This window comes from Enterobacter cloacae (genome assembly GCF_013375935.1).
Classification (GTDB): Bacteria; Pseudomonadota; Gammaproteobacteria; order Enterobacterales; family Enterobacteriaceae; genus Enterobacter; species Enterobacter pasteurii.
The window spans coordinates 1,813,894-1,836,634 of record NZ_CP056117.1 but is presented as its reverse complement, the minus strand read 5'-3'; the positions used below and the strand labels follow the sequence as shown (position 1 = coordinate 1,836,634).

Genomic DNA, 22,741 nt, shown 5'->3' with positions numbered 1-22,741 from the left:
GGAGGTTCCCTCCGGCGATGAGCACCTGAAGGAGGAAAAATGGCAAACCAAACCGTAATCAAGCTGCAGGATGGCAACGTGATGCCCCAGTTGGGGCTAGGTGTATGGAAAGCCGGTAACGACGAGGTCGTCTCCGCCATTCATAAAGCCCTGGAAGTCGGCTATCGGTCCATTGATACCGCTGCCGCCTACAAAAACGAGGACGGCGTAGGTGCGGCACTCGCCAGCGCCGGCGTTCCCCGCGAAGAGTTATTCATTACCACCAAACTGTGGAACGACGATCAAAAGCGCCCCCGCGAAGCCCTGCACGAAAGCCTGGAGAAGCTCCAGCTCGATTTCGTCGATCTTTATCTGATGCACTGGCCGGTTCCGGCTATCGACCATTACGTTGACGCCTGGAAAGGGATGATTGAGCTGCAAAAAGAGGGGCTGATAAAAAGCATCGGCGTCTGTAACTTCCAGGTTCATCACCTCCAGCGCCTGATAGATGAAACGGGCGTCGCACCGGTGATTAACCAGATTGAGCTGCACCCGCTGATGCAGCAGCGCCAGCTTCACTCCTGGAACGCCACGCACAAGATCCAGACCGAATCCTGGAGCCCGCTGGCGCAGGGCGGCGAAGGGGTGTTCGACCAGAAAATCATCCGCGAACTGGCGGATAAGTACGGCAAAACTCCGGCGCAGATTGTTATTCGCTGGCACCTGGACAGCGGCCTGGTGGTGATCCCGAAATCAGTAACGCCGTCGCGCATCGCCGAGAACTTCGACGCCTGGGATTTCCGCCTGGATAAAGACGAGCTGGGAGAAATTGCGAAGCTGGATCAGGGTAAGCGTTTAGGGCCGGATCCGGATCAGTTTGGCGGGTAGGTTTTTCCCCTCACCCTGCCCTCTCCCCAAAGGGGAGAGGGTGTTCAAGTTCCCTCTCCCCTTTGGGGAGAGGGTTAGGGTGAGGGGGTCATCGTTATCCGATCTTACGTTTTCCCGCTTTTTTCGTCCCCGCCCCACCGTTCGAACGCTGATGCACAATCGGCGTGTGCTTGGTCAGCGCCGGGCGCGTATTGCGGTTCTGGCGGCGCGCTTCGCGCATCTCTTCAAGCGTAGGCGCCGGCACCAGGCAGTCGCGGCGTGAGCCAATCAGGTGCTTTTTGCCCATCTCCTCCAGCGCCTGGCGGATCAGCGGCCAGTTTTTCGGGTCGTGATAACGCAGCAGCGCTTTATGCAGACGGCGCTGCTTATCCCCTTTCGGCACCACCACGTCTTCGCTCTTGTAGCCGATCTTACTCAGCGGGTTCTTGCCGGTGTAATACATGGTCGTCGAGTTGGCGAGCGGTGACGGATAGAAGTTCTGCACCTGGTCCAGACGGAATCGACGCTGCTTCAGCCACAGCGCCAGGTTTACCATGTCCTCATCACGCGTGCCGGGGTGCGCGGAGATGAAGTAGGGGATCAGATACTGCTCTTTGCCCGCCTGTTTTGAGTAGGTGTCGAACAGCTGCTTAAAGCGATCGTAGCTGCCCATGCCCGGCTTCATCATTTTGGACAGCGGGCCTTCCTCGGTGTGCTCCGGGGCGATCTTCAGATAGCCGCCAACGTGGTGCGTGGCCAGCTCTTTGATGTAGCGCGGATCTTCCACGGCGATGTCGTAACGCACGCCCGATGCGATCAGGATCTTTTTGATGCCTTTGAGATCGCGCGCGCGACGGTAGAGGCTGATCGTCGGCTCGTGGTTGGTGTCCATATGCTCGCAAATGCTCGGATAGACGCAGGAGAGACGACGGCAGGTCTGCTCCGCGCGCGGCGACTTGCAGCGCAGCATATACATGTTCGCGGTTGGACCACCCAGGTCGGAGATCACGCCGGTAAAACCGGGCACCGTGTCGCGAATCGCTTCGATCTCGTTTACGATCGACTCTTCGGAGCGGCTCTGGATGATGCGGCCTTCGTGCTCGGTGATCGAGCAGAAGGAGCATCCGCCGAAGCAGCCGCGCATGATGTTAACCGAGAAGCGGATCATCTCGTACGCCGGAATGCGGCTGTTGCCGTAGGATGGATGCGGAACGCGCTTGTACGGCAGGGCAAAGACGCTGTCCATCTCTTCGGTAGAGAGCGGGATCGCCGGCGGGTTAACCCAGATATAGCGCTCGCCGTGCTTTTGCATCAGCGCGCGCGCAGCCCGGGTTGGTTTCGTGATGCAAAATGCGCGACGCGTGGGCGTAGAGCACCTTATCGCTTTTCACTTTCTCGTAAGACGGCAGCAGCACGTAGGTTTTTTCCCACGGCTTCGGACGCGGCGGCTGCACCACCACGGCCTTCGCTTCGGCTTTCTTCGGTTCAACCGGTTTGTTATCCGCACACGGCAGATCGTCACCGTACGGGTGCGGGATCGGGTCAATTTTGCCCGGCATATCAATGATGCGGGAGTCCACCCCGCTCCAGCCCGGCAGGGCCTCTTTCACCATGATCGCGGTGTTACGCACGTCGCGGATCTCGCTGACAGGCTCGCCCTGGGCCAGACGGTGCGCCACCTCCACCAGCGGACGCTCGCCGTTGCCGAAGATCAGCATGTCGGCTTTCGAATCCACCAGCACCGAACGACGCACGGTATCGGACCAGTAGTCGTAGTGCGCGGTACGGCGCAGGCTCGCCTCAATGCCGCCCAGGATCACCGGCACGTCTTTCCATGCTTCTTTGCATCGCTGGGTGTAGACGAGAGTCGCGCGATCGGGACGTTTACCGGCCACGTTATCTGCGGTGTAGGCATCGTCATGGCGCAGCTTACGGTCGGCGGTGTAGCGGTTGATCATGGAGTCCATGTTGCCTGCGGTCACGCCGAAGAACAGGTTCGGCTTGCCCAGACGCATAAAGTCGTCTTTGCTGTTCCAGTCAGGCTGGGAGATGATCCCCACGCGGAAGCCCTGGGCCTCAAGCATACGGCCGCAGATCGCCATGCCAAAGCTCGGGTGATCGACGTACGCATCGCCCGTCACCAGAATAATATCGCAGCTGTCCCAGCCCAGCTGGTCCATCTCTTCACGGGACATCGGCAGGAAAGGCGCCGGTCCAAAGCAGGCTGCCCAGTACTGGGGCCAGGAGAAGAGGTCGCGATCCGGCTGGATCAGGGAAATTGCGCTCATAATGCTTCCGAAGAAAAAATAGACAAAAGGAGCGGAATTATACGCTGGATCGTTGGGGGAATTGAAGGGGTATTGTGCGGGCTGTTGCCCTCACCCCACCCCTCTCCCTGTACGGTCCGGGGACATGGTAGACAGGTGTTCGGGGACATGGTGAACACTTTTTAACATCCTTTACCCATGGTGATCGACTTTTTCTTCAGGTCGATCACCCCCACTTTCGTGCTGTACCACCACACCTCGTAGCGGCCGTCTTCCTGCATCTCCTTCAGCCCGACCCGTTCTCCCCTGAACGCCTTGCCTGCGCTCAGACTTACCCCTTTCACGCTCAGCTTTCCGCTGATATCCACTTTCCTGACCATCACGCCCTCGTCGTATTCCGGGGGCGGTGTGTTGCCGCTGTACTGCCGTGCAGACGGCTTATACCGCGAGCCCGGTACCGCCATATCCAGCGCCTCATGCGGGCGTTCAAGGTTATAGACCGTCCGCCAGTGGTCGAAGGCGCGCTGCAGTTCACCCCCGCTCGCGAACCACTTCCCCTGCAGCACCTCTGCCTTCAGGCTGCGGTGAAAACGCTCCAGCTTACCCTGCGTCTGCGGATGATACGGCCGGGAGTGCCCCACCCGGATACCCAGACGCATCAGCCACAGCTCCAGCGCCGTCCAGGTGCCGGTGGTGTCTCCCCACGGTGAGCCGTTATCCATCGTCATCCGGTCCGGCAGGCCGTAGCGTTCAAACACGCTGACCAGCTGCTGCTGCACGGTCTCGCGCCGTTCATCGGTACAGTGCGCCAGGCACAGGGAAAAACGGGAGTGGTCGTCCAGCAGGGTGAGCGGATGGCAGCGGCCCCCGCCAAAGGAAAAATGGCCCTTAAAATCCATCTGCCAGAGCCGGTTCGGCGCGTAATGTTCGAACCGCCCCGTGGCGGGAATGCCCGGTAAAGTGCCCGGCAGCAGGCCGTGACGGGCCATCAGGTTATGAACGGTGCTGAAGGCGGGCATAGTGTGCCCCTGGTCTTCCAGCCAGCGCTTTATCTTGCGCGCGCCCCAGCGTTGATGGCGGCCATGGGCCATACGCAGCAGGGCAGTGATGTCGTCAGATGAGCGGTTCGGGGAATGGTGCGGTATGCGCGGGCGGCCCTGAAGGCCCGCGGCCCCTTCCTCCGCCCAGCGGTGAAGCCACTTATAGCCGGTGGCAGGTGAAATGCCGAAGCGACGGCAGAGGGAACGGATGTTCGCCCCGTCCTGCGAGGCGAACAAAACAAACTCGGTACGTAATGACATGGTATCTCTCGCATCCCAGGGCATAAGCGACTCCATAAACGGGTTCTTATGCCTTAGTTGTAAGTGTCTACCATGTCCCCGAACAAGTGTTCACGATGTCCCCGGACCGTACACTCCCACAGGGAGAGGGAGAAAAGCAATTTACGGCGCCGGATTAACCAGCATCTGCCCTACCGATCCCCTGTCCATCATCTCCAGCGTCTGGCTGTGGAACAGGAACGGGAAGTGCGGCCATGAAGGCTGACCGTAGTAAACAAGCAGCTCAACCTGCCCATCCACCCAGACGGTGTCTTTCCAGCCCCTGTCTTCCGGGAACGGCATGGCGCCGTTCACGTTGCGGATCAGGAATGCCACACCTTCAATATGGAACGACTGGGGCATGTCCGAGCGGACGGTCCAGCGCTCCCAGGTTCCCTGCTGAGCGGTAATATCAATGCGGTTAACGTCCCACAGCGCGCCGTTGATGCCCGGATCGTCGCCCAGGCTGATATCGCGGCTGCGCACCGCCGGTCCGGTTACGATCTCCTGCGGCAGCAGGCGCATCGGCAAGCTGTCGGTGACCAGCGGCAACAGGCCGGTCGGTCGCAGCGTCAGCACCAGCGTCGAGACCAGAATGCTCGACGGCTCAAAGAAGCCGCGAATACGGTCGACAATGCTTGCCGCTTCACCGCAGGTCACGGAGACTTCATCCCCGTTGGTCATATCCACCAGGATTTCGCGACGCTCGCCCGGGGCCAGCGACAGCTGTTTAACCGACACCGGCGCAGGCAGCAGCCCCTGATCGCCCGAAATAACGTGCAGGGCACGGCCGTCGCTCATCTGGAGCTGATAGCGGCGCGAGTTGGAGGCATTCAGCAGACGCAGACGCACCCAGCCACGCGACACTTCGACATACGGGCTTTGCGCGCCGTTAACCAGCAGCGTATCGCCCACAAAGCCGCCGCTGCCCGGCTCGCTGTACTCCGGGGTACCAAAGTTATCCAGGCGCTTGTCCTGAATAATCACCGGGAAATCATCGACACCGTAGTGGTTCGGGATCGGCAGCGTTTTGCTGACCTCATCTTCAATCAGCCACATCCCGGCCAGGCCGTTATACACCTGCTGGGCGGTACGGTTCGGCGTATTGGCGTGATACCACAGGGTCGCGGCGCTCTGACGGATAGGCAGAACAGGCGCCCAGTCAGCATTCGGCGACATCATGCGCGCCGCGCCGCCAATCAGCGGCCCCGGCACCTGAAGCCCGCTGACGGTCATAGCAACATTTTCAGTCGTACGGTTGCTGTAAATCAGCTTAACGTCATCGCCAGTCCACACGCGAATGGTCGGTCCAAGGTAGCGCCCGTTAATGCCCCATACCGGCGCGCGCGTTCCCTGGGTAAAGGACCAGTGGCTACGCTGAAGCGTGAGGAACAGCGGCTGTCCGCGACGGGATTCAATCAACGGCGGAATGGGCAGCGGCTGCTGCTGCCCGGCGGCGCTGGCTGTCCGCGGCATCGCACCCGCACAAAGGGCGATACCCGAAGCCTGAATAAACTGACGCCGACTGAGTGACATATAAGCTCCATCTGAAACGACTAACAACGCGGGAATTCGTTTTCCCTTCTACAACGCCGGGTTAAATCTTACCGGCGGCTTCTCGCTCTACAACTTCTTTGTCGAGCTGCGCAATATGCTGAGCCATCAGCTCGCGGCAGTGCGTGGCCAGCTCGCGCACCTGATCTTTACCGTATTTGGTGGTATCCACCGGCGGCAGCATTTCGACAATCACCAGTCCGTTCTTCAGGCGGTTAAGATTAATCTTATTCGATGTATTGGAAACGCACACGGGAATAATTGGAACACCCGCCGCAATTGCCGCATGAAACGCACCGGTCTTGAACGGCAGCAGGCCACGCCCGCGGCTGCGCGTCCCTTCCGGGAACATCCAGATTGAGATCCGACGCTTTTTAAACTGATCCACGACTTCCGCAATAGTGCCATGCGCTTTTGCGCGGTTATTACGGTCGATCAGCAGGTTACCGGTTAACCAGTACAGCTGGCCAAAAAACGGGATCCACAGCAGGCTCTTTTTCCCGACGGTCACGGTCGGCGGGAGAACAATATTTGAGGCCGTCACCATATCGTAGTTGTTCTGATGGTTAGCGATATAGATGGCGTTACCAAAATTTTCCGCCCCTTCAGGCAGACGCTTTTCAACCTTCAGGCCAAACAGCGGGGCCAGGCGACCAAACATGTGGCCAAACGTCGCGACATGCTTTGGATTACGCGGGCTGAACAGGCAGTAAATAGATCCGAAAATGCAGACCAGAATGCAGTAGATAACGGTAAGAATGAGACGAACAATGTATAGCATAGCGACCTCTGAAGCCCTGACAGCTGACAATTATACTTCACCTGTGGCCAGGTAAGGACTTTATTACGAGCGCGTATTGTTAATCGCAACGCACGAATTAACAACGTTTTTACGGGAAATTTTATGGAAATGCCCCCTCCGGAACAGAGGGGGAGAAAACAGGTTACTCTTCGCTGTCACCCGCCGCGCTGCGCGCCGGTGAATCGATCTCCACGCGGTCGATTCGCTGCAGGCCGCGCATCAGCGAGCCGCGTCGTCCGCGCTCGCCAACCACCTTCTGCAGCTCTTCCGGACGCAGTTTGATCTTACGCTTGCCGACATGAATGGTCAGCGTGCTCTGCGGCGGCAGCAGGAAGAGATGCGCCAGGCCATCTTCGCCTTTTGCCGCTTCCGCTGAAGGGATGCTGATTATCTTGTTGCCCTTCCCTTTCGACAGCTCCGGCAGATCGCTGACCGGGAACATCAGCATACGTCCGGCTGCGGTGATCGCCAGCAGCATGTCGCTTTCGTCCTCAATGATCAGCGGCGGCATAACGTGCGCGTTATCCGGCAGGCTGATCAGCGCTTTACCGGCCCGGTTGCGCGACACCAGGTCGTTAAAGGTACAGATAAAGCCATAGCCAGCGTCAGAAGCCATCAGCAGTTTTTGTTCGTCGGCCTCCATCAGCATATGGTCAACCGTGGCGCCCGGCGGCAGCGTCAGCTTGCCGGTCAGCGGTTCGCCCTGGCCGCGCGCGGACGGCAGCGTGATCGGATCGATGGCGTAGCTGCGGCCCGTGGAGTCGATAAACGCCACCGGCTGGTTGCTCTTGCCCTTCACCGCCGCCTTGAAGCTGTCGCCGGATTTATAGCTCAGGCCCGGCGCGTCGATATCGTGGCCCTTGGCGCTACGCACCCAGCCGCTCTGGGAAAGGACAATGGTCACCGGCTCGGACGGCAGCATGTCGTGCTCGTTCATCGCCTTCGCCTCTTCGCGCTCGTGCAGCGGAGAGCGGCGGTCGTCGCCAAACGCGTCGGCATCGGCCTGCAGCTCTTTCTTCAGCAGGGTGTTCATCTTGCGCTCGGACGCGAGGATCGCCTGCAGCTGATCGCGCTCTTTTTCCAGCTCGTTCTGCTCGCCGCGGATCTTCATCTCTTCCAGCTTAGCGAGATGGCGCAGCTTCAGTTCGAGGATCGCTTCGGCCTGGGTTTCGCTGATACCAAAGCGCGACATCAGCGCGGGCTTCGGCTCGTCCTCAGTACGGATGATTTCGATCACTTCATCGATATTGAGGAACGCCACCAGCAAACCTTCGAGGATATGCAGGCGCTTCAGCACCTTCTCCAGACGATGGTTCAGACGACGGCGCACCGTATCGCGGCGGAAGGCCAGCCATTCGGTGAGGATCTCCAGCAGGTTTTTCACCGCCGGACGACCGTCCAGACCAATCATGTTCAGGTTGATGCGGTAGCTTTTTTCCAGATCGGTGGTGGCGAACAGGTGGTTCATCACCTGCTCCATGTCCACGCGGTTGGAGCGCGGCACAATTACCAGACGGGTCGGGTTCTCGTGGTCCGATTCGTCGCGCAGGTCGTCCACCATCGGCAGCTTTTTATTGCGCATCTGGGAGGCAATCTGCTCCAGCACCTTCGCGCCGGAGACCTGGTGCGGCAGCGCGGTGATCACTACGGCGCCGTCCTCTTTGGTCCACACCGCGCGCATGCGCACGGAGCCGCGACCGTTCTGGTAGATTTTGCGGATTTCAGCGCGCGAGGTGATGATCTCGGCTTCGGTCGGGTAGTCCGGCCCCTGCACGATATCCAGCAGCTCGTCCAGCGAGGTTTTCGGCTGTTCAATCAGGGTGATGGCGGCTTTCGCCACTTCACGCAGGTTGTGCGGCGGGATGTCCGTCGCCATGCCGACGGCAATACCGGTCGTCCCGTTCAGCAGGATGTTCGGCAGACGCGCAGGCAGCATTTTCGGCTCCTGCAGGGTGCCGTCAAAGTTAGGTACCCAGTCGACCGTGCCCTGCCCCAGCTCGCCCAGCAGCACTTCGGCATATTTAGACAGACGGGATTCGGTATAACGCATCGCCGCGAAGGATTTCGGATCGTCCGGTGCCCCCCAGTTCCCCTGACCGTCCACCAGCGGATAACGGTAAGAGAACGGCTGCGCCATCAGCACCATCGCTTCATAGCAGGCGCTGTCGCCGTGCGGATGGTATTTACCCAGCACGTCACCGACGGTACGGGCGGACTTCTTAAACTTGGCGGTGGCGTTCAGCCCCAGCTCGGACATCGCATAGACGATGCGGCGCTGAACGGGCTTCAGGCCATCCCCGATAAACGGCAACGCCCTGTCCATGATGACGTACATGGAGTAGTTCAGGTAAGCGTTTTCCGTGAATTCATGTAGCGCGAGGCGCTCTGCCATATCGCTCATTACGTGTGATTCCTCAACTCAGAAACCGATGGGTTTCAGGCAATATTGCCGCAGATACTACCTCATCTGGCGAGTTGAGTCACAAAGAAAAAGGGCCGCATCGGCGGCCCTTTATGGGTTATTTGTTCAGCTTGATAACCTGCTTCACGTCGATTTCAAACTCGTTCCAGTCTTTGTCGATTTTACCCTGGAGTTCAACCTTATCCTGAGGCGTTACGGTCACGCCGTTCCAGTTCTTGTGGTCAATCTCAACCACCACCGTACCGCTTTCATCGCGGAAGGTGTAACGGTCATCGGACAGGCGCTCGGTAATGTTACCGCGCAGCTTCACCCAGCTGTCGTCCTTCATATCCTTAACTTTAGCCGCGGTGGTAAGGTTGGCGTTGTTATCGACAAAGCCACCCTGCTGGGTTTGCGTCTGGTTCTGTGTCGCAGATGGGCCACTAAAGCCACCCTGTGCAGCAAATACAGGGGCAGTGGTCATCATCATGATAGCGGCAAGTGCAGCGTATTTTTTCATATTAATATCTCCCTTTAATGTCGTTTCACAATCCATTAAACAGGGTAAACCTTAACAACTTCTTAAGGGAAAAATTTATTTATTTTTACTGTACAGCGCGCGCCTGCGGAGGGTTTACTGACGGCATCAGGGAGGGAATATGCGCATTTTACTGGTAGAAGACGACAGGCTAATTGGCGACGGTATTAAAGCAGGCTTAAGCAAAATGGGCTTTAGCGTGGACTGGTTCAGCGACGGTAAAACCGGACAGGCAGCCCTGTATAGCGCACCGTATGATGCGGTGGTGCTGGATCTGACGCTGCCGGAAATCGACGGGCTTGCCGTCCTGCGCGCCTGGCGCGAAAGCGGGCGCAGCGAACCGGTCCTGATCCTGACGGCGCGGGACGCGCTGAACCAGCGGGTCGAAGGTTTGCGCCTGGGGGCGGACGATTACCTGTGTAAGCCGTTCGCGCTGATTGAGGTGGCGGCCCGGCTCGAGGCGCTGGTTCGCCGCAGCCACGGCCAGACGCGCAGCGAGCTGCGTCACGGCAGGGTTACGCTCGATCCGACAAGCCTCGTCGCCAGGCTGGATGGCGAAACGCTGGTGCTTAAGCCGAAAGAGTTCGCCCTGCTGGAGCTGCTGATGCGCAACGCGGGGCGCGTGCTGCCGCGCAGGGCCATCGAAGAGAAGCTCTACAGCTGGGACGATGACGTCTCCAGCAACGCCGTCGAAGTCCACGTACATCATTTACGCCGCAAGCTCGGCAGCGAGTTTATCCGCACCGTGCACGGCATCGGTTATACCCTGGGTGACGCATGAAACTGACCGAACGCCTGAGCCTGAAGCTGCGCCTGACGCTCCTCTTTTTGCTGCTTTCCCTGGCGGCCTGGTTTGCTGCAAGCGTGGTGGCCTGGCATCAAACCGCTGAAAAGCTGGATAAGCTGTTTGATACCCAGCAGATGCTGTTTGCCAAACGGCTGCTGACGATGGACGTGGACGAGCTCCGCGCGCCGGAACGCATGCGCGAGGTGCCGAAAAAAGCCCGACACGGCCATCTCGACGACGATGCGCTGGCCTTTGCGATCTTCACCGCCGACGGCCACATGGTGCTTAACGACGGTGAGAACGGGCGCGACATTCCTTATCACTACCGCCGCGATGGATTTGATGACGGCCGGCTGCAGGATGATAACGACACGTGGCGTTTTCTGTGGCTCACCTCACCGGACGGAAAATACCGCGTGGCGGTCGGCCAGGAGTGGGAGTACCGGCAGGATATGGCACTGGACGTGGTCAGCTCGCAGCTGACGCCATGGCTGGTGGCGCTGCCCGTCATGCTGCTGTTGCTGATTGTTCTGCTGAGCCGGGAGCTGAAGCCGCTGAAAAACCTGGCGCAAACCCTGCGCTCGCGTTCGCCGGATGCTACCGATACGCTGCCCACGCGCGGCGTGCCGACGGAGGTTCGCCCGCTGCTCGATGCGCTTAACCATCTGTTTGCCCGTACGCAGGAGATGATGGCCCGCGAGCGCCGCTTCACCTCGGATGCCGCCCACGAACTGCGCAGCCCGCTGGCCGCGCTGAAGGTGCAAACCGACGTGGCGCAGCTCTCTCTCGACGATCCCGAGGCGCAGTCGAAAGCGCTGGGGCAGCTGCATGCGGGCATCGACCGCGCCTCCCGGCTGGTGGATCAGCTTCTCACCCTGTCGCGCCTGGATTCGCTGGATAACCTGGATGACGCAGAGCCCGTTGTGATGGCTGATTTACTGCAATCTGCGGTGCTGGATATCTGGCACCCGGCGCAGCAGGCGGGCATTGATATTCGGCTTAACGTCAACGCGCCGGACGTTATGCGCCACGGGCAGCCGCTGCTGCTGAGCCTGCTGGTGCGCAACCTGCTGGACAACGCCGTGCGTTACAGCCCGCGCGGCAGCGTGGTGGACGTAACGCTGAATACCCAGGGCTTTACCGTACGCGACAACGGGGCGGGAATTTCTCCTGATGCGCTGGCGCGCATCGGCGAGCGTTTTTATCGCCCGCCGGGTCAGGACGCCACCGGTAGCGGGCTGGGGTTATCCATCGTTAAGCGCATCGCGGCGTTACACGGGATGCGCGTTTCCCTGGGCAACGCCCCGGAAGGCGGCTTTGAGGTGGCCGTCAGCTGGTAGGGATTATTGCGCTTAACGCAAAAGACTTTGCACATTTTGCTCATTTTTCCGCTCCGTCCTCGCGCGTAGAATACCCGGCATACTCTCAGCATCGAGGACAAATAATGAGCAACATTCTGATTATCAACGGCGCAAAAGAATTTGCGCACTCTAAAGGCCAGCTGAATGACACCCTGACCGAGGTCGCGGACGGTTTCCTGCGCGACGCCGGGCATGATGTTAAGGTCGTGCGCGCGGACAGCGATTACGACGTGAAGGCCGAAGTGCAGAACTTCCTGTGGGCCGACGTGGTAATCTGGCAGATGCCGGGCTGGTGGATGGGCGCACCGTGGACCGTGAAAAAATACATGGACGATGTGTTTACCGAAGGTCACGGTTCGCTGTATGCCAGCGATGGCCGCACCCGCTCCGACGCGTCTAAAAAATACGGCTCGGGCGGCCTGATTCAGGGCAAAAAATATATGCTCTCCCTCACCTGGAACGCCCCTCTGGAAGCGTTCACCGAGAACGATCAGTTCTTCGAAGGCGTGGGCGTAGACGGCGCGTACCTGCCGTTCCACAAGGCTAACCAGTTCCTGGGCATGGACCCGCTGCCGACCTTCATCGTCAACGACGTGATTAAAATGCCGGACGTCCCGCGCTATATCGCAGAATATCGCAAGCATCTCGCGGAAATTTTTGCTTAACTGGTAGCCTGGAATTAGAAGGAGTTAATTATGCTTACCGTTATTGCTGAAATCCGTACGCGTCCTGGCCAACATCACCGCCAGGCGGTGCTGGATCAATTCGCGAAGATTATCCCGACCGTTCTGAAGGAAGAAGGCTGCCACGGCTACGCGCCGATGGTGGATGCCGCGACTGACGCAAGCTTCCAGGCGACCGCGCCAGACCCAATCATCATGGTTGAGCAGTGGGAAACCGTCGCGCACCTTGAAGCCCACTTGCAGACCGCGCACATGAAAGCGTGGAGCGACGCGGTGAAGGGTGGCGTGCTGGACACCCACATCCGTATTCTGGAGCAAGGGGTGTAAAACCTGCCTTCCCTCTCCTTTCGGAGAGGGAAATCTCTCTGACCTGCTATGCTTATTCTGACTTCATGATTAACAGGAGGATGGAATGGGACTTTTTAACTTCGTAAAAGAAGCAGGCGAAAAGCTGTGGGATAACCTGACCGATCATAAAGGCCAGAGCGACAAAATCACCGAGCACCTCAAGAAACTCAACATTCCCGGTTCAGATAAGGTTCAGGTAAACGTCACCGACGGCAAAGCCAGCGTGACGGGCGACGGGCTGACCCAGGAGCAGAAAGAAAAAATCCAGGTTGCCGTCGGCAACATCGCAGGCGTCAGCGAGGTGGAGAACAACATCACCGCCACGGATGCCAAAGATGAAGCGACCTACTACACGGTGAAATCCGGCGATACCCTGAGCGCCATCTCCAAAACCGTGTACGGCGATGCCAACCAGTACAACAAGATTTTCGAGGCTAACCGCCCGATGCTCTCCAGCCCGGATAAAATCTATCCCGGCCAGACGCTGCGTATTCCTAAGGCGTAACGTCTGAGGCTACTGGTTCACGTCGCGCAGGGGAACAGAATGAAAATAGCCTGTCTTGGCTGGGGTTCGTTAATCTGGAAAAGCGGCGCGTTACCGATTGCCGGTGAGTGGCACACCGACGGGCCGTCGCTGCCCGTCGAGTTTTGCCGCGTAAGCGATGGCGGCGAACTGGCGACCGCCATCTGCATGAATGCTCCCGCCGTACCGGTGCTTTGGGTATGGCTGGACGCCACAACGCTGAGCGTGGCCTCTGAGGCCCTGCACGAGCGGGAGGGCATTCCTGACGATCGCTGCGATGGCATCGGCTCGCTGCTGATAACCGAACGCAGCGCGGGTGTGCTGTCGTCATGGGCGAGGGAGCGAGGAATCGAGGCGCTCATCTGGACCGGCCTGCCGCCGAGAAGCGCCGCACAGGAAGGCCGCATTCCGGCCGTGGAAGAGGCTATCGCTTATCTCGACAGCCTCAGCGGACAGACGCACAGCCATGCGAAGGACTACATGCGCCGCGTACCGGCACAGCTCGACACCCCCTACCGGCGCGTCATTAAAGAGGTCATGGGGTGGTGACGCCCCAGCCTGTTACCAGTACAGCTTCCAGCTCTGGGTGAAACGCACCAGCGCCTCAACGTAGAAGTAATCTCCCCAGCTTGCGCACTCATCCACGCCTTTGTTGCTCGCAAGATGATAGACCGAGTGCTTCAGCAGCCCGTTGCCCTTCTCCTCTTTGCCCATCAGGTAGTGCTTCGTCAGCGATGACATAATGCCTTTGGCCCACTCCAGATAATGCTCCCGGTCCGGATCCGTAACCGGCAGGTGCTTTACCAGCTCCAGCAGTCCGCACACCGCAATCGCCGCCGAGGAGGCGTCGCGCAGCGCATCGGTGCCCACCAGCGCCAGATCCCAGTGGCAGACGTAATCTTCCGGCAGGCGGTTGAGGAAGTAGTTCGCCAGCCGTTTGGACAGGGCAATCATCGTCTCGTCGCCGGTATAGATATAGCTCAGCAGGAAGCCGTAAATTCCCCACGCCTGCCCGCGCGACCAGCAGGAATCGTCCGCATATCCCTGCTGGGTGTTGCCGTAGCGCGGCGCGCCGGTCGATACGTCCATATAGTAGGTGTGGAACGTGGACGCATCGTCACGAATGAGGTACGTCGCCGCCTGCATCACGTGCGCTTTTGCCGCCGCGGCGAAGCGCGGATCGCCCGTCTGCTCCGTTGCCCAGTAGAGCAGCGGCAGGTTCATGTTGCAGTCGATGATCATCCTCCCGGCCTGTTCCGGATCCGAGAGATCGCCCCACGCCTGGATGATCTTCGCCTTCTCATGGAAGCGCTCCAGCAGCGCTTCGGCCGCCAGCAGCGAGAAGCCGCGCGCCTCGCGGTTGCCTGTCAGCCGCCAGGCTGCCACGCAGGAGAGCGTGTACAGGAAGCCTAAATCGTGGGTGTTGGTGTCGTTGCGCCCGGCGATGCGCAGGCCAAACGAGCGGACGTGTTTTTCCGCCATCTCGCGGAATCTTGTATCGCTGCTCATCTCCCACGCCAGCCACAGCTGGCCGGTCCAGAAGCTGGTGGTCCACTCCACGTTGTCCGTCAGCGGATAAAAGCCTTGCTGGCAGGTTTCTGCCGGAAACCGCTCACCGAACGCCGTTAAATGACGGCTAATCAGTTCGAGGACATGGCCGCGCGCCGAATAGAGTTCATCGCGGAATGCGCGGGCGTCAACGGGCGCGGCGATAACGGACAGACGTTCCTCTTTGATACGACTTAACATATTTCTGTTCCTTCTTTGACGGCGTAATTATCGGGTTGACGTTTCTGCTACGTTCAGCGCGCGGGCTCCGCGCCACTTGCTCTGGCAGGCGGATAGCGTAAAGGCAGAAATAAGGGTAAAGGTCAGCGCCGTAGCGCCCATGATGATATAGGTGTGCTCAAAGCCAATGTGGTCGTACATATAGCCGGCCGGTGAAGAGACCACCACGTTACCGACGTACAGCATCGCCTGATAGCCGAGTAAATACATGGTGGCATTTACGCGCTTGTCGAAATGCTCGGCGATATATTTAAATACCGACACCAGCAGCAGGCATATTTCCAGGCCGTACAGCGGCTTGAGTACTGAAATCAGCAGGTGCGAATCACACATGCCGGAAATAATCAGACGCGCCCCGACAACCAGCCCGACAATTAACAGCCCGCGCTTGGCGCCAATAAAGTTCACAAACAGCGGGACCACCATATACATGACAAATTCCATGCCAGACTGAACGGTACCGAGATAGCCAAATACCGCGTTGCCCTCATGAATATCGTCGAAGAAGGTGACGAAATAGCGCGAGAACTGCTGCTCGGCGATAAACATCATCCACGCCACGCCCGCCACGTACAGGCAGAAGGCCCAGAATTTACGGTTACGCAGCAGGGCATATACGTCCGCCGGAGCGATTTTCTCTTTCGTCAGCACGTCGCCCGCGTGGGCGGAGTTAGTGTTCACTTTCAGGCTCAGCAGGACAATCAGCATTACTACCGACGCCACGCTGCCCAGAATAAAGTTATACGCCGGTGAAAGGTTAAACAGCAGGCCGGAGAAGGACGAAGCTACCGCCCAGCCGAGCGATCCCCACATGCGAATTTGCCCGAACTCCATGCCGTTCAGGCGGCTGAAGCGGTCAGAATAGGATTCACACGCCGCCACGCCCGCATACCAGGCAAAGCTTAAATAGAGCGCGCCGATAATTATCCCCAGCATGGTGTTAGACATTAACAGCGGCTGGTATACGTAAATAAAGAACGGCGCCATCAGGGCCGACATGATAACCACAAAATAGAGCAGGTATTTGCTCATGCCGATTTTATCGAGAATATAGCCGTAGATCGGTTTGAGAATAACGGAGAATATCCCGTTCACCGCAAAGACGGTTCCAATCACCGACCCGCTAAGATTGGCTTTTTGGCCGAGCCAGATCGCCAGCAGGCCAATACTGGCAGACCAGGTAAAGAAATAGAGAAAGATAAAGCTGCTAATTTTGTAATATTCAGTTCTGCTTGTTGTCGATGTACTTTTCATAACATCCTCGCCGACGTGTAGGGGTCAGATTTTTATAATGTGAACGACAGCTTACGTTCGCTTCCGGGCTCGCAAATGACGACCTGGTTATGGGCTATGTCCAGCTGCGGCGCGGCCGCAGATGACGGTTTTTCGCAGGCCAGGACGGCGCAACAGAGCCAGCTCTCGCCTGGTGGAATGTCGGTTTTTAAGAGCGGAATGGAGGCGCACGCCGGGAACATCACGCTGCTGTTCGGCGGCGTGACGATGCTGTCCGGCTGGCGCGATATGGCGGGAGAGAGATCGACAATCACGCTGCTGCCGTTTTCTGCACTCAGATAACATCCCCGCTCGCGCAGCTGGTGGTCCGTTTTCATCACCGCAAAGCCGCCCTCCACGGTTTGCAGCGTGCGGGCGCTGCTGATACGGTGCAGACGCAGGTGCCACTCTCCGAACGGAATTTGCCAGGTGGCAATCTGCACGTCGCGCCACGGCGACCAGCGCGAGCAAATGTAATTTTCATCCACCCGGACCGCCTCGCACTCGCGACGGCCGCGGAAATAGTTATCTCCCTCTGACAGCAGCAGCATGGAATCGCAGGCGGCATGCTTCAGGCCAAAACGCCCGCGCTCGATGGTGAATCCAAAGCGGCTGGAGTAGGCAAACTTGGTGTATTTCGCTTCGGTATTAACGTAGTTGTTCAGCTCCAGCTGGCCGGCGGTGAGCATGGTGACGTGCCGGGAGCCCTTCGAGTGCATCGTTATCTGCTGCGCGTGCGGGATCGCGCGCTTCTCGGCCAGCGCGGGCAGCGGCTGCTCGTCGGCCTGCCAGAACGGATGCGTCTCCGGCAGCGCCAGGATCAGGTACGTTTTCAGCGCCCAGTACGGCGAGCCGGGGGAGTTATAGTCCTCGCACATCGCCAGGTTCGGACAGGCAAATCCGAGGGTCAGAATGCCGTCACGATCGGTAATCGGCTGCTGCTGCCACCAGCGCAGATGGCGCAGCACAATGCCCTTCACGATACCCGGCGTGAAGACGTCCAGCTGAGAAAAGGCGACCGCGCTCCAGAAGGCAACCATCGCGAAGCGGTAGGTCAGGCTGCGGCCAAACGGCACCGAGGCCCCATCGGCGGCGGACCAGTAGATAAAGTCTGCCGCGAACAGACGCGAGCGCTCGCGCAGCACCTCGGCCCTCGCCTCGTCGTCGCTCAGGGTGGCGTAGATCAGGCCGTAGAAGTGGAAGGCCATGGAGATGTAATAGTCTTTCGGGCGGCCCGGGCCGTCGGAATACCAGCCGTCGCCGAGGTAGTAGGCGTCCATCAGCGCAAAGCGGCGATCGATGGCGGCCTGGTCATACGGCAGCCCGGCGCGCCGGAAGCCGAGCTGGACCATAATGGCAAAATAGTTCCAGTTGCTGTCCGGCATCTGCGCGTCGGTGATTTGGTTAAGCCACGCGTGCAGGTTCATGACTTCGCGCCCGGTAAAGCGGGCGGTGAGCTTATCCCCCAGCAGAGCAAGCCCCAGACCGTATGCCGCCATCTCGACCAGGCGCTGGTCGTACGGGCCGGTTTCCCCCCAGTAGTCCGCGCTCTGCGGGTCGGTGCCGAGCTTAATGGCGGTTAGGTACTTTTCGCAAAACGGCGTGCCTTCCCCGGACGCCATCAGCGGAAACAGCCCCCACAGGGCACGGGAGAGCCCCTCCATCTGCGCAACGTCCGTTGCGTAGTGGGCACAGGTATCGCCCAGCGAGAATCGTGATCGGTTTGCCGGAAATTGTTTATCCAGCGCTTCCAGAAGCACATTCAACGACGCCACCACATCCCGGCGGGAAGACAACGGATTTGATTTTTCTTTGTTTGCCGCGCACATAGCCATGCCCTCGTAATCAACTGCGGCCAAGCATAGTGAATCCGTACGGGCCAGAAATGTTAGCCATGTCACAGGCAGGAACGATGAATAAACCTCCAGTTGAGAAAATTTAAAAAGGTGGTTTATAAAGACGGTCAGACGGGAAAAAGTTGAGTTTTATTGCACTATGCGCGACACGCCGACATCCGATCTTCTGGAACCGATCACCCTGAACGATACCGTGGCCTCGTTCAGCCGCCTGTTTGCCAATACTGTACGCTACCATCACTGGCATCAGTGTCTGGAGATCCTCTACGTGGAGGAGGGCTTTGGCGTGGCGATTGTTGATAATCGCCATTACACCATGCGCCCCGGACGGCTGTTTTTCTTCCCGCCGTTTACGCTGCATAAGGTGATGGTGGACGAACGGGCGGAGGCGATTTACCGACGCACGATCGTGCATCTCGATCGGCACGCGGTGCTGAAAGTGCTGCGGGATTTTCCCCAGGCCCGGCAGCGGCTGGAGCGGCTTTCACGCCGCGGCGGCGAGGCGTGGGTCGCCGATTTAGCCCACTGCCATCACCATATCGATCATCTGTTTGGCTGCTACAGGCCGCCGATGAACGGCGAGAGTATTGCCAGCCTGCTGATTAGCCTGTTTGCGATGCTTCCTGACGATAGCGAGGGCGAGCCGGGCAACGGCCAGGGGATCGCCAGCCGGGTGATGTTCTGGCTCGACGAGCATTATCAGGAGAAATTTCGTCTGGATGCGCTGGCCGGGGAGCTGGGAAAATCACGCAGCTACGTGTCGCGAAAGTTCCATGCGGAAACGGGCGAAAAGATCCACGACTACCTGAATACGCTGCGGCTGCGTAAGGCGTGCGAGTGGCTGCTGCACAGCGAGGCAAGCGTGCGCGAGATTGCATCCCGGGCGGGGTTTTCTGACGTGACGTGGTTTATCAGCGCGTTTAAGAAGGGGATTGGCGAGACGCCGTTACAGTACCGGAAAAAGCGTTCATCTTGCTGAGCTGCTTTTTTGGCCCGGCAGGCGTCGCGCCGCCGGGCACAAAAACAGATCCGCAAAGCGTTTATCAGGCTTCAATATCCGCCATGTCGCCTTTCTCCTGAAGCCAGTTACGTCGGTCTTCCGAACGTTTCTTGGCCAGCAGCATATCCATTACGGCGTTGGTCTGCTGTTCATCTTCATCGCTGATGGTCAGCTGTACCAGGCGGCGGGTATTCGGATCCAGCGTCGTTTCGCGCAGCTGCATCGGGTTCATCTCGCCCAGCCCTTTAAAGCGCTGAACGTTCGGTTTGCCCTTCTTGCGCTTAAGCTGCTCCAGCACGCCCGCTTTCTCTTCTTCCGTCAGCGCGTAGTAAACCTCTTTGCCGAGGTCGATACGGTACAGCGGCGGAAGCGCCACGTGGACGTGACCGTTTTTCACCAGGGTGCGGAAGTGCTTCACGAACAGCGCGCAGAGAAGCGTGGCGATGTGCAGACCATCGGAGTCCGCATCCGCGAGGATGCAGATCTTGCCGTAGCGCAGCTGGCTCAGATCCTCGCTGTCCGGATCGATGCCGATCGCAACGGAGATATCGTGTACCTCCTGCGAGGCCAGCACTTCATCAGACGAGACTTCCCAGGTGTTAAGGATCTTACCCTTGAGCGGCATGATCGCCTGATATTCACGATCCCGCGCCTGCTTGGCCGATCCGCCCGCCGAGTCCCCTTCCACCAGGAACAGCTCGGTGCGGTTGAGATCCTGCGCGGTACAGTCCGCCAGCTTGCCCGGCAGCGCGGGGCCGCTGGTGAGCTTTTTACGCACCACTTTTTTCGCGGCACGCAGACGGCGCTGGGCGCTGGAGATGGCCATTTCAGCCAGCATTTCTGCCGCCTGAACGTTCTGGTTCAGCCACAGGGTAAACGCATCTTTCACCACGCCGGAGACGAACGCCGCGCACTGGCGCGACGAGAGGCGCTCTTTGGTCTGACCGGCAAACTGCGGATCCTGCATCTTCACGGAAAGCACGTAGGCGCAGCGGTCCCAGATATCTTCTGCGGACAGCTTCACGCCGCGCGGCAGAATGTTGCGGTATTCGCAAAACTCGCGCATGGCATCCAGCAGCCCCTGACGCAGGCCGTTCACGTGCGTACCGCCGAGCATGGTCGGGATCAGGTTGACGTAGCTTTCCGTCAGCAGCTCGCCGCCTTCAGGCAGCCACAGCAGCGCCCAGTCCACCGCTTCGGTGTCGCCTTCGAAATTCCCGACGAACGGTTTTTCCGGCAGGGTCGGCAGGCCGTTTACCGCTTCACACAGATAGTCGTTCAGACCCTTCTCGTAGCGCCAGCTCTGCTCGGTGTTGTTAACGTGATCTTTAAAGGTGATTTCCACGCCCGGGCACAGCACCGCTTTGGCTTTCAGCAGGTGCGTCAGGCGAGAAACGGAAAAGCGCGGGCTGTCGAAGAAGCTTTCGTCAGGCCAGAAGTGGACGCTGGTGCCGGTGTTGCGTTTGCCGCACGTCCCGACAACCTGCAACTCCTGCACCTTTTCGCCGTTTTCGAACGCGATGTTATACACCTGGCCGTCGCGGCGGACGTTGACTTCCACGCGTTTCGACAGGGCGTTAACCACGGAGATCCCCACGCCGTGCAAACCACCGGAGAACTGGTAGTTTTTGTTGGAGAACTTACCGCCCGCGTGCAGACGGCAGAGGATCAGCTCAACGGCGGGTACACCCTCTTCCGGGTGGATATCCACGGGCATGCCGCGGCCGTCGTCGATGACCTCCAGCGACTGATCGGCGTGCAGGATAACGTCGACGCGTTTGGCATGGCCTGCCAGCGCTTCGTCCACGCTGTTATCTATTACTTCCTGGCCCAGGTGGTTTGGGCGCGTCGTATCGGTGTACATCCCCGGGCGGCGGCGAACCGGCTCAAGCCCGGTGAGTACCTCAATGGCATCAGCGTTATAGGTTTGCGTCATGATTTAAGCTAGCAATTCGCATTGATTGTCAGTGGCTGTGCAGTCCAAGAAAATCGACAATCTGGGTGAAATGATCTTCAAAGCCCGTGAAAGCATGGTTTCCGCCCTCTTCTACAGTCTGGCGGCAGGATGCGTAATACGCCACTGCCTGGCGGTAATCCAGCACTTCATCTCCCGTCTGTTGCAGCAGCCAGATAAGATCGGGCGCTTCAAGCGGGTCGACCTGCATAACTTTGAGATCGTAAATATGGCGTGACTCTAGCACATATTGTTGGCCGGTGTAGGGGTTCTCGTTTTCGCCAAGAAAGTCCCTTAACAGCTCAAATGGCCGGACCGCCGGGTTGACGACGACAGCAGGCAACATAAAGCATTGCGACAGCCAGGTGGCGTAGTAGCCGCCGAGGGACGACCCGACAACGCCAAACGATTCGCCGCCGTGTTCAAGCACAATCGATTCCAGCATTTCTGCCGCGTCCGCCGGATAAGGGGGAAGCTGCGGAATAATCATCTCCACGTCGGGATGATGCGCATGCAGCCACTCGCGAAGCTGCGTCGCTTTCGCCGAGCGCGGAGAGCTGTTGAACCCGTGCAGATAGAGAAGCGTCGACATCAATAGCCTTCTGAAGCGGTATCCGGGCGGAACTGCGCGCCGGCCAGACGGCATACTTCGGTGGTCAGCGTGCCGTCGGCATGCAGCTCCAGCCAGCGCCAGCCCGGTGCGATGGTGTCCAGCGTGAAGTTAGCGCAGTGGGGCTTAAACTGCACGCAGGTGGATGGCGTCGCGAGCAGGCGGCGACCGTTCCAGTCGAGATCCTGTTCCTGATGAATGTGCCCACAAAGCAGATTTTTCAAGCGCGGAAATTTTACCAGTACGCTGTCCAGCGCCGCAGAATTGCGCAAGCTGTGCTGATCGAGCCAGCTACAGCCCGCCGGGAGCGGATGATGGTGCAGTAACAGCAGCGTATTGCGATCCGGTTCGGCGGCCAGTTTTGTCTCCAGCCAGTCGAGCTGATAGTCGCTCAACTCACCGTGCGGAACGCCAAACACCTGACTGTCGAGGAGCAGGATTTGCCACTGCTCACCTACAAAGACACATTTAGCCGGTGAAATCCCCGCGTCCTGAAGCGAGCTGTACATCGCAGGTTGAAAATCGTGATTGCCCGGTAGCCAGACGCAAGGCACGCTAAAGCTCGCAATCCCCTCAGCGAAATGCTGATAGGCTGCGGAGGATTGATCCTGCGCCAGATCGCCCGTTGCGACGATCAAATCGCATGGCCGATTTTCAGCATGGATCGCGTCCAGAACCGCCTGATAACTCTCCCAGGTGTTCACGCCCAGAAGCGTCTCATGCTTTTCGGCAAAAAGGTGGGTGTCGGTGATTTGTAATATCCTGACTGGCGCCCCACCAGCAACAGTCAGGTTCAACAGGCTTTCCAAATGGTGTCCTTAGGTAGGTTTAT

Annotated in this window: 19 protein-coding genes and 1 pseudogene; 8 read left to right on the top strand and 12 right to left on the bottom strand. The window is 58.8% G+C overall.

Annotation, left to right across the window (positions count from 1 at the left end; genetic code table 11):
• Window positions 1-39: 39 nt before the first annotated feature.
• Window positions 40-867: a 2,5-didehydrogluconate reductase DkgA gene (dkgA, locus tag HWQ14_RS08700; protein WP_176609484.1), complete on the top strand. Its 828-nt coding sequence runs from the start codon at window positions 40-42 to the stop codon at window positions 865-867.
• Window positions 868-961: 94 nt separating this feature from the next.
• On the opposite strand, the pseudogene HWQ14_RS08695 reads toward dkgA, so the two are convergent.
• From HWQ14_RS08695 to HWQ14_RS08670, 6 genes and pseudogenes are all read right to left on the bottom strand, one after another.
• Window positions 962-3,134, bottom strand: a pseudogene (locus HWQ14_RS08695) (YgiQ family radical SAM protein).
• A 161-nt stretch (window positions 3,135-3,295) separates the two neighbouring features.
• Complete coding sequence (locus HWQ14_RS08690; RefSeq protein WP_432418033.1) at window positions 3,296-4,438, bottom strand: IS481 family transposase; 1,143 nt, start codon at window positions 4,436-4,438, stop codon at window positions 3,296-3,298.
• A 117-nt stretch (window positions 4,439-4,555) separates the two neighbouring features.
• Window positions 4,556-5,968, bottom strand: coding sequence for a cell division protein FtsP (gene ftsP / locus HWQ14_RS08685; RefSeq protein ID WP_148418470.1), 1,413 nt, complete (start codon window positions 5,966-5,968; stop codon window positions 4,556-4,558).
• A gap of 61 nt (window positions 5,969-6,029) precedes the next feature.
• Window positions 6,030-6,767, bottom strand: coding sequence for a 1-acylglycerol-3-phosphate O-acyltransferase (gene plsC / locus HWQ14_RS08680; RefSeq protein WP_176609482.1), 738 nt, complete (start codon window positions 6,765-6,767; stop codon window positions 6,030-6,032).
• Between the two features lie 163 nt (window positions 6,768-6,930).
• The gene (gene parC, locus HWQ14_RS08675) at window positions 6,931-9,189 is read right to left on the bottom strand and encodes a DNA topoisomerase IV subunit A (protein ID WP_148418468.1); all 2,259 of its coding nucleotides are present in this window, start codon (window positions 9,187-9,189) and stop codon (window positions 6,931-6,933) included.
• Between the two features lie 118 nt (window positions 9,190-9,307).
• A complete protein-coding gene (locus HWQ14_RS08670; protein WP_148418467.1) occupies window positions 9,308-9,709 on the bottom strand; it encodes a YgiW/YdeI family stress tolerance OB fold protein in 402 nt (133 codons plus the stop codon).
• Between the two features lie 139 nt (window positions 9,710-9,848).
• On the opposite strand from HWQ14_RS08670, the gene qseB reads away from it, so the two are divergent.
• From qseB to HWQ14_RS08640, 6 genes are all read left to right on the top strand, one after another.
• Window positions 9,849-10,508, top strand: a complete 660-nt coding sequence (gene qseB, locus HWQ14_RS08665) for a quorum sensing response regulator transcription factor QseB (protein ID WP_176609481.1) — start codon at window positions 9,849-9,851, stop codon at window positions 10,506-10,508.
• On the top strand, window positions 10,505-11,854 hold the full coding sequence (qseC, locus tag HWQ14_RS08660; RefSeq protein ID WP_176609480.1) for a quorum sensing histidine kinase QseC: 1,350 nt from the start codon (window positions 10,505-10,507) through the stop codon (window positions 11,852-11,854). Before qseB ends, qseC begins: the two co-directional genes overlap by 4 nt.
• A gap of 104 nt (window positions 11,855-11,958) precedes the next feature.
• Window positions 11,959-12,540, top strand: a complete 582-nt coding sequence (locus tag HWQ14_RS08655; protein WP_176609479.1) for an NAD(P)H-dependent oxidoreductase — start codon at window positions 11,959-11,961, stop codon at window positions 12,538-12,540.
• Between the two features lie 30 nt (window positions 12,541-12,570).
• On the top strand, window positions 12,571-12,885 hold the full coding sequence (locus HWQ14_RS08650; RefSeq protein ID WP_176609478.1) for a putative quinol monooxygenase: 315 nt from the start codon (window positions 12,571-12,573) through the stop codon (window positions 12,883-12,885).
• 85 nt (window positions 12,886-12,970) lie between these two features.
• Window positions 12,971-13,411 (top strand): peptidoglycan-binding protein LysM, encoded by a 441-nt coding sequence (lysM, locus tag HWQ14_RS08645; RefSeq protein ID WP_003862507.1) that lies wholly within the window; start codon window positions 12,971-12,973, stop codon window positions 13,409-13,411.
• 39 nt (window positions 13,412-13,450) lie between these two features.
• A complete protein-coding gene (locus HWQ14_RS08640) occupies window positions 13,451-13,978 on the top strand; it encodes a hypothetical protein (protein ID WP_176609477.1) in 528 nt (175 codons plus the stop codon).
• 12 nt (window positions 13,979-13,990) lie between these two features.
• Here HWQ14_RS08640 and HWQ14_RS08635 read toward each other — a convergent pair whose 3' ends face one another.
• Genes HWQ14_RS08635 through HWQ14_RS08625 form a run of 3 tightly spaced genes read right to left on the bottom strand, consistent with a single transcriptional unit; the run spans window position 13,991 to window position 18,318 of the window.
• Window positions 13,991-15,178, bottom strand: a complete 1,188-nt coding sequence (locus tag HWQ14_RS08635) for a glycoside hydrolase family 88 protein (RefSeq protein ID WP_176609476.1) — start codon at window positions 15,176-15,178, stop codon at window positions 13,991-13,993.
• A 27-nt stretch (window positions 15,179-15,205) separates the two neighbouring features.
• On the bottom strand, window positions 15,206-16,471 hold the full coding sequence (locus tag HWQ14_RS08630; RefSeq protein ID WP_176609475.1) for an oligosaccharide MFS transporter: 1,266 nt from the start codon (window positions 16,469-16,471) through the stop codon (window positions 15,206-15,208).
• Between the two features lie 32 nt (window positions 16,472-16,503).
• Window positions 16,504-18,318 (bottom strand): DUF2264 domain-containing protein, encoded by a 1,815-nt coding sequence (locus HWQ14_RS08625; protein WP_176611172.1) that lies wholly within the window; start codon window positions 18,316-18,318, stop codon window positions 16,504-16,506.
• A 166-nt stretch (window positions 18,319-18,484) separates the two neighbouring features.
• Here HWQ14_RS08625 and HWQ14_RS08620 point away from each other — a divergent pair, with 166 nt between their 5' ends.
• The gene (locus tag HWQ14_RS08620) at window positions 18,485-19,324 is read left to right on the top strand and encodes a helix-turn-helix transcriptional regulator (RefSeq protein WP_176609474.1); all 840 of its coding nucleotides are present in this window, start codon (window positions 18,485-18,487) and stop codon (window positions 19,322-19,324) included.
• A 64-nt stretch (window positions 19,325-19,388) separates the two neighbouring features.
• On the opposite strand, the gene parE is transcribed toward HWQ14_RS08620, so the two are convergent.
• From parE to cpdA, 3 genes are read right to left on the bottom strand one after another with little or no spacing between them, the layout of a single operon-like run.
• Complete coding sequence (gene parE / locus HWQ14_RS08615; protein WP_148418459.1) at window positions 19,389-21,281, bottom strand: DNA topoisomerase IV subunit B; 1,893 nt, start codon at window positions 21,279-21,281, stop codon at window positions 19,389-19,391.
• A gap of 28 nt (window positions 21,282-21,309) precedes the next feature.
• On the bottom strand, window positions 21,310-21,891 hold the full coding sequence (yqiA, locus tag HWQ14_RS08610) for an esterase YqiA (RefSeq protein WP_148418458.1): 582 nt from the start codon (window positions 21,889-21,891) through the stop codon (window positions 21,310-21,312).
• The gene (cpdA, locus tag HWQ14_RS08605) at window positions 21,891-22,718 is read right to left on the bottom strand and encodes a 3',5'-cyclic-AMP phosphodiesterase (protein WP_176609473.1); all 828 of its coding nucleotides are present in this window, start codon (window positions 22,716-22,718) and stop codon (window positions 21,891-21,893) included. Before cpdA ends, yqiA begins: the two co-directional genes overlap by 1 nt.
• Window positions 22,719-22,741 lie beyond the last annotated feature (23 nt).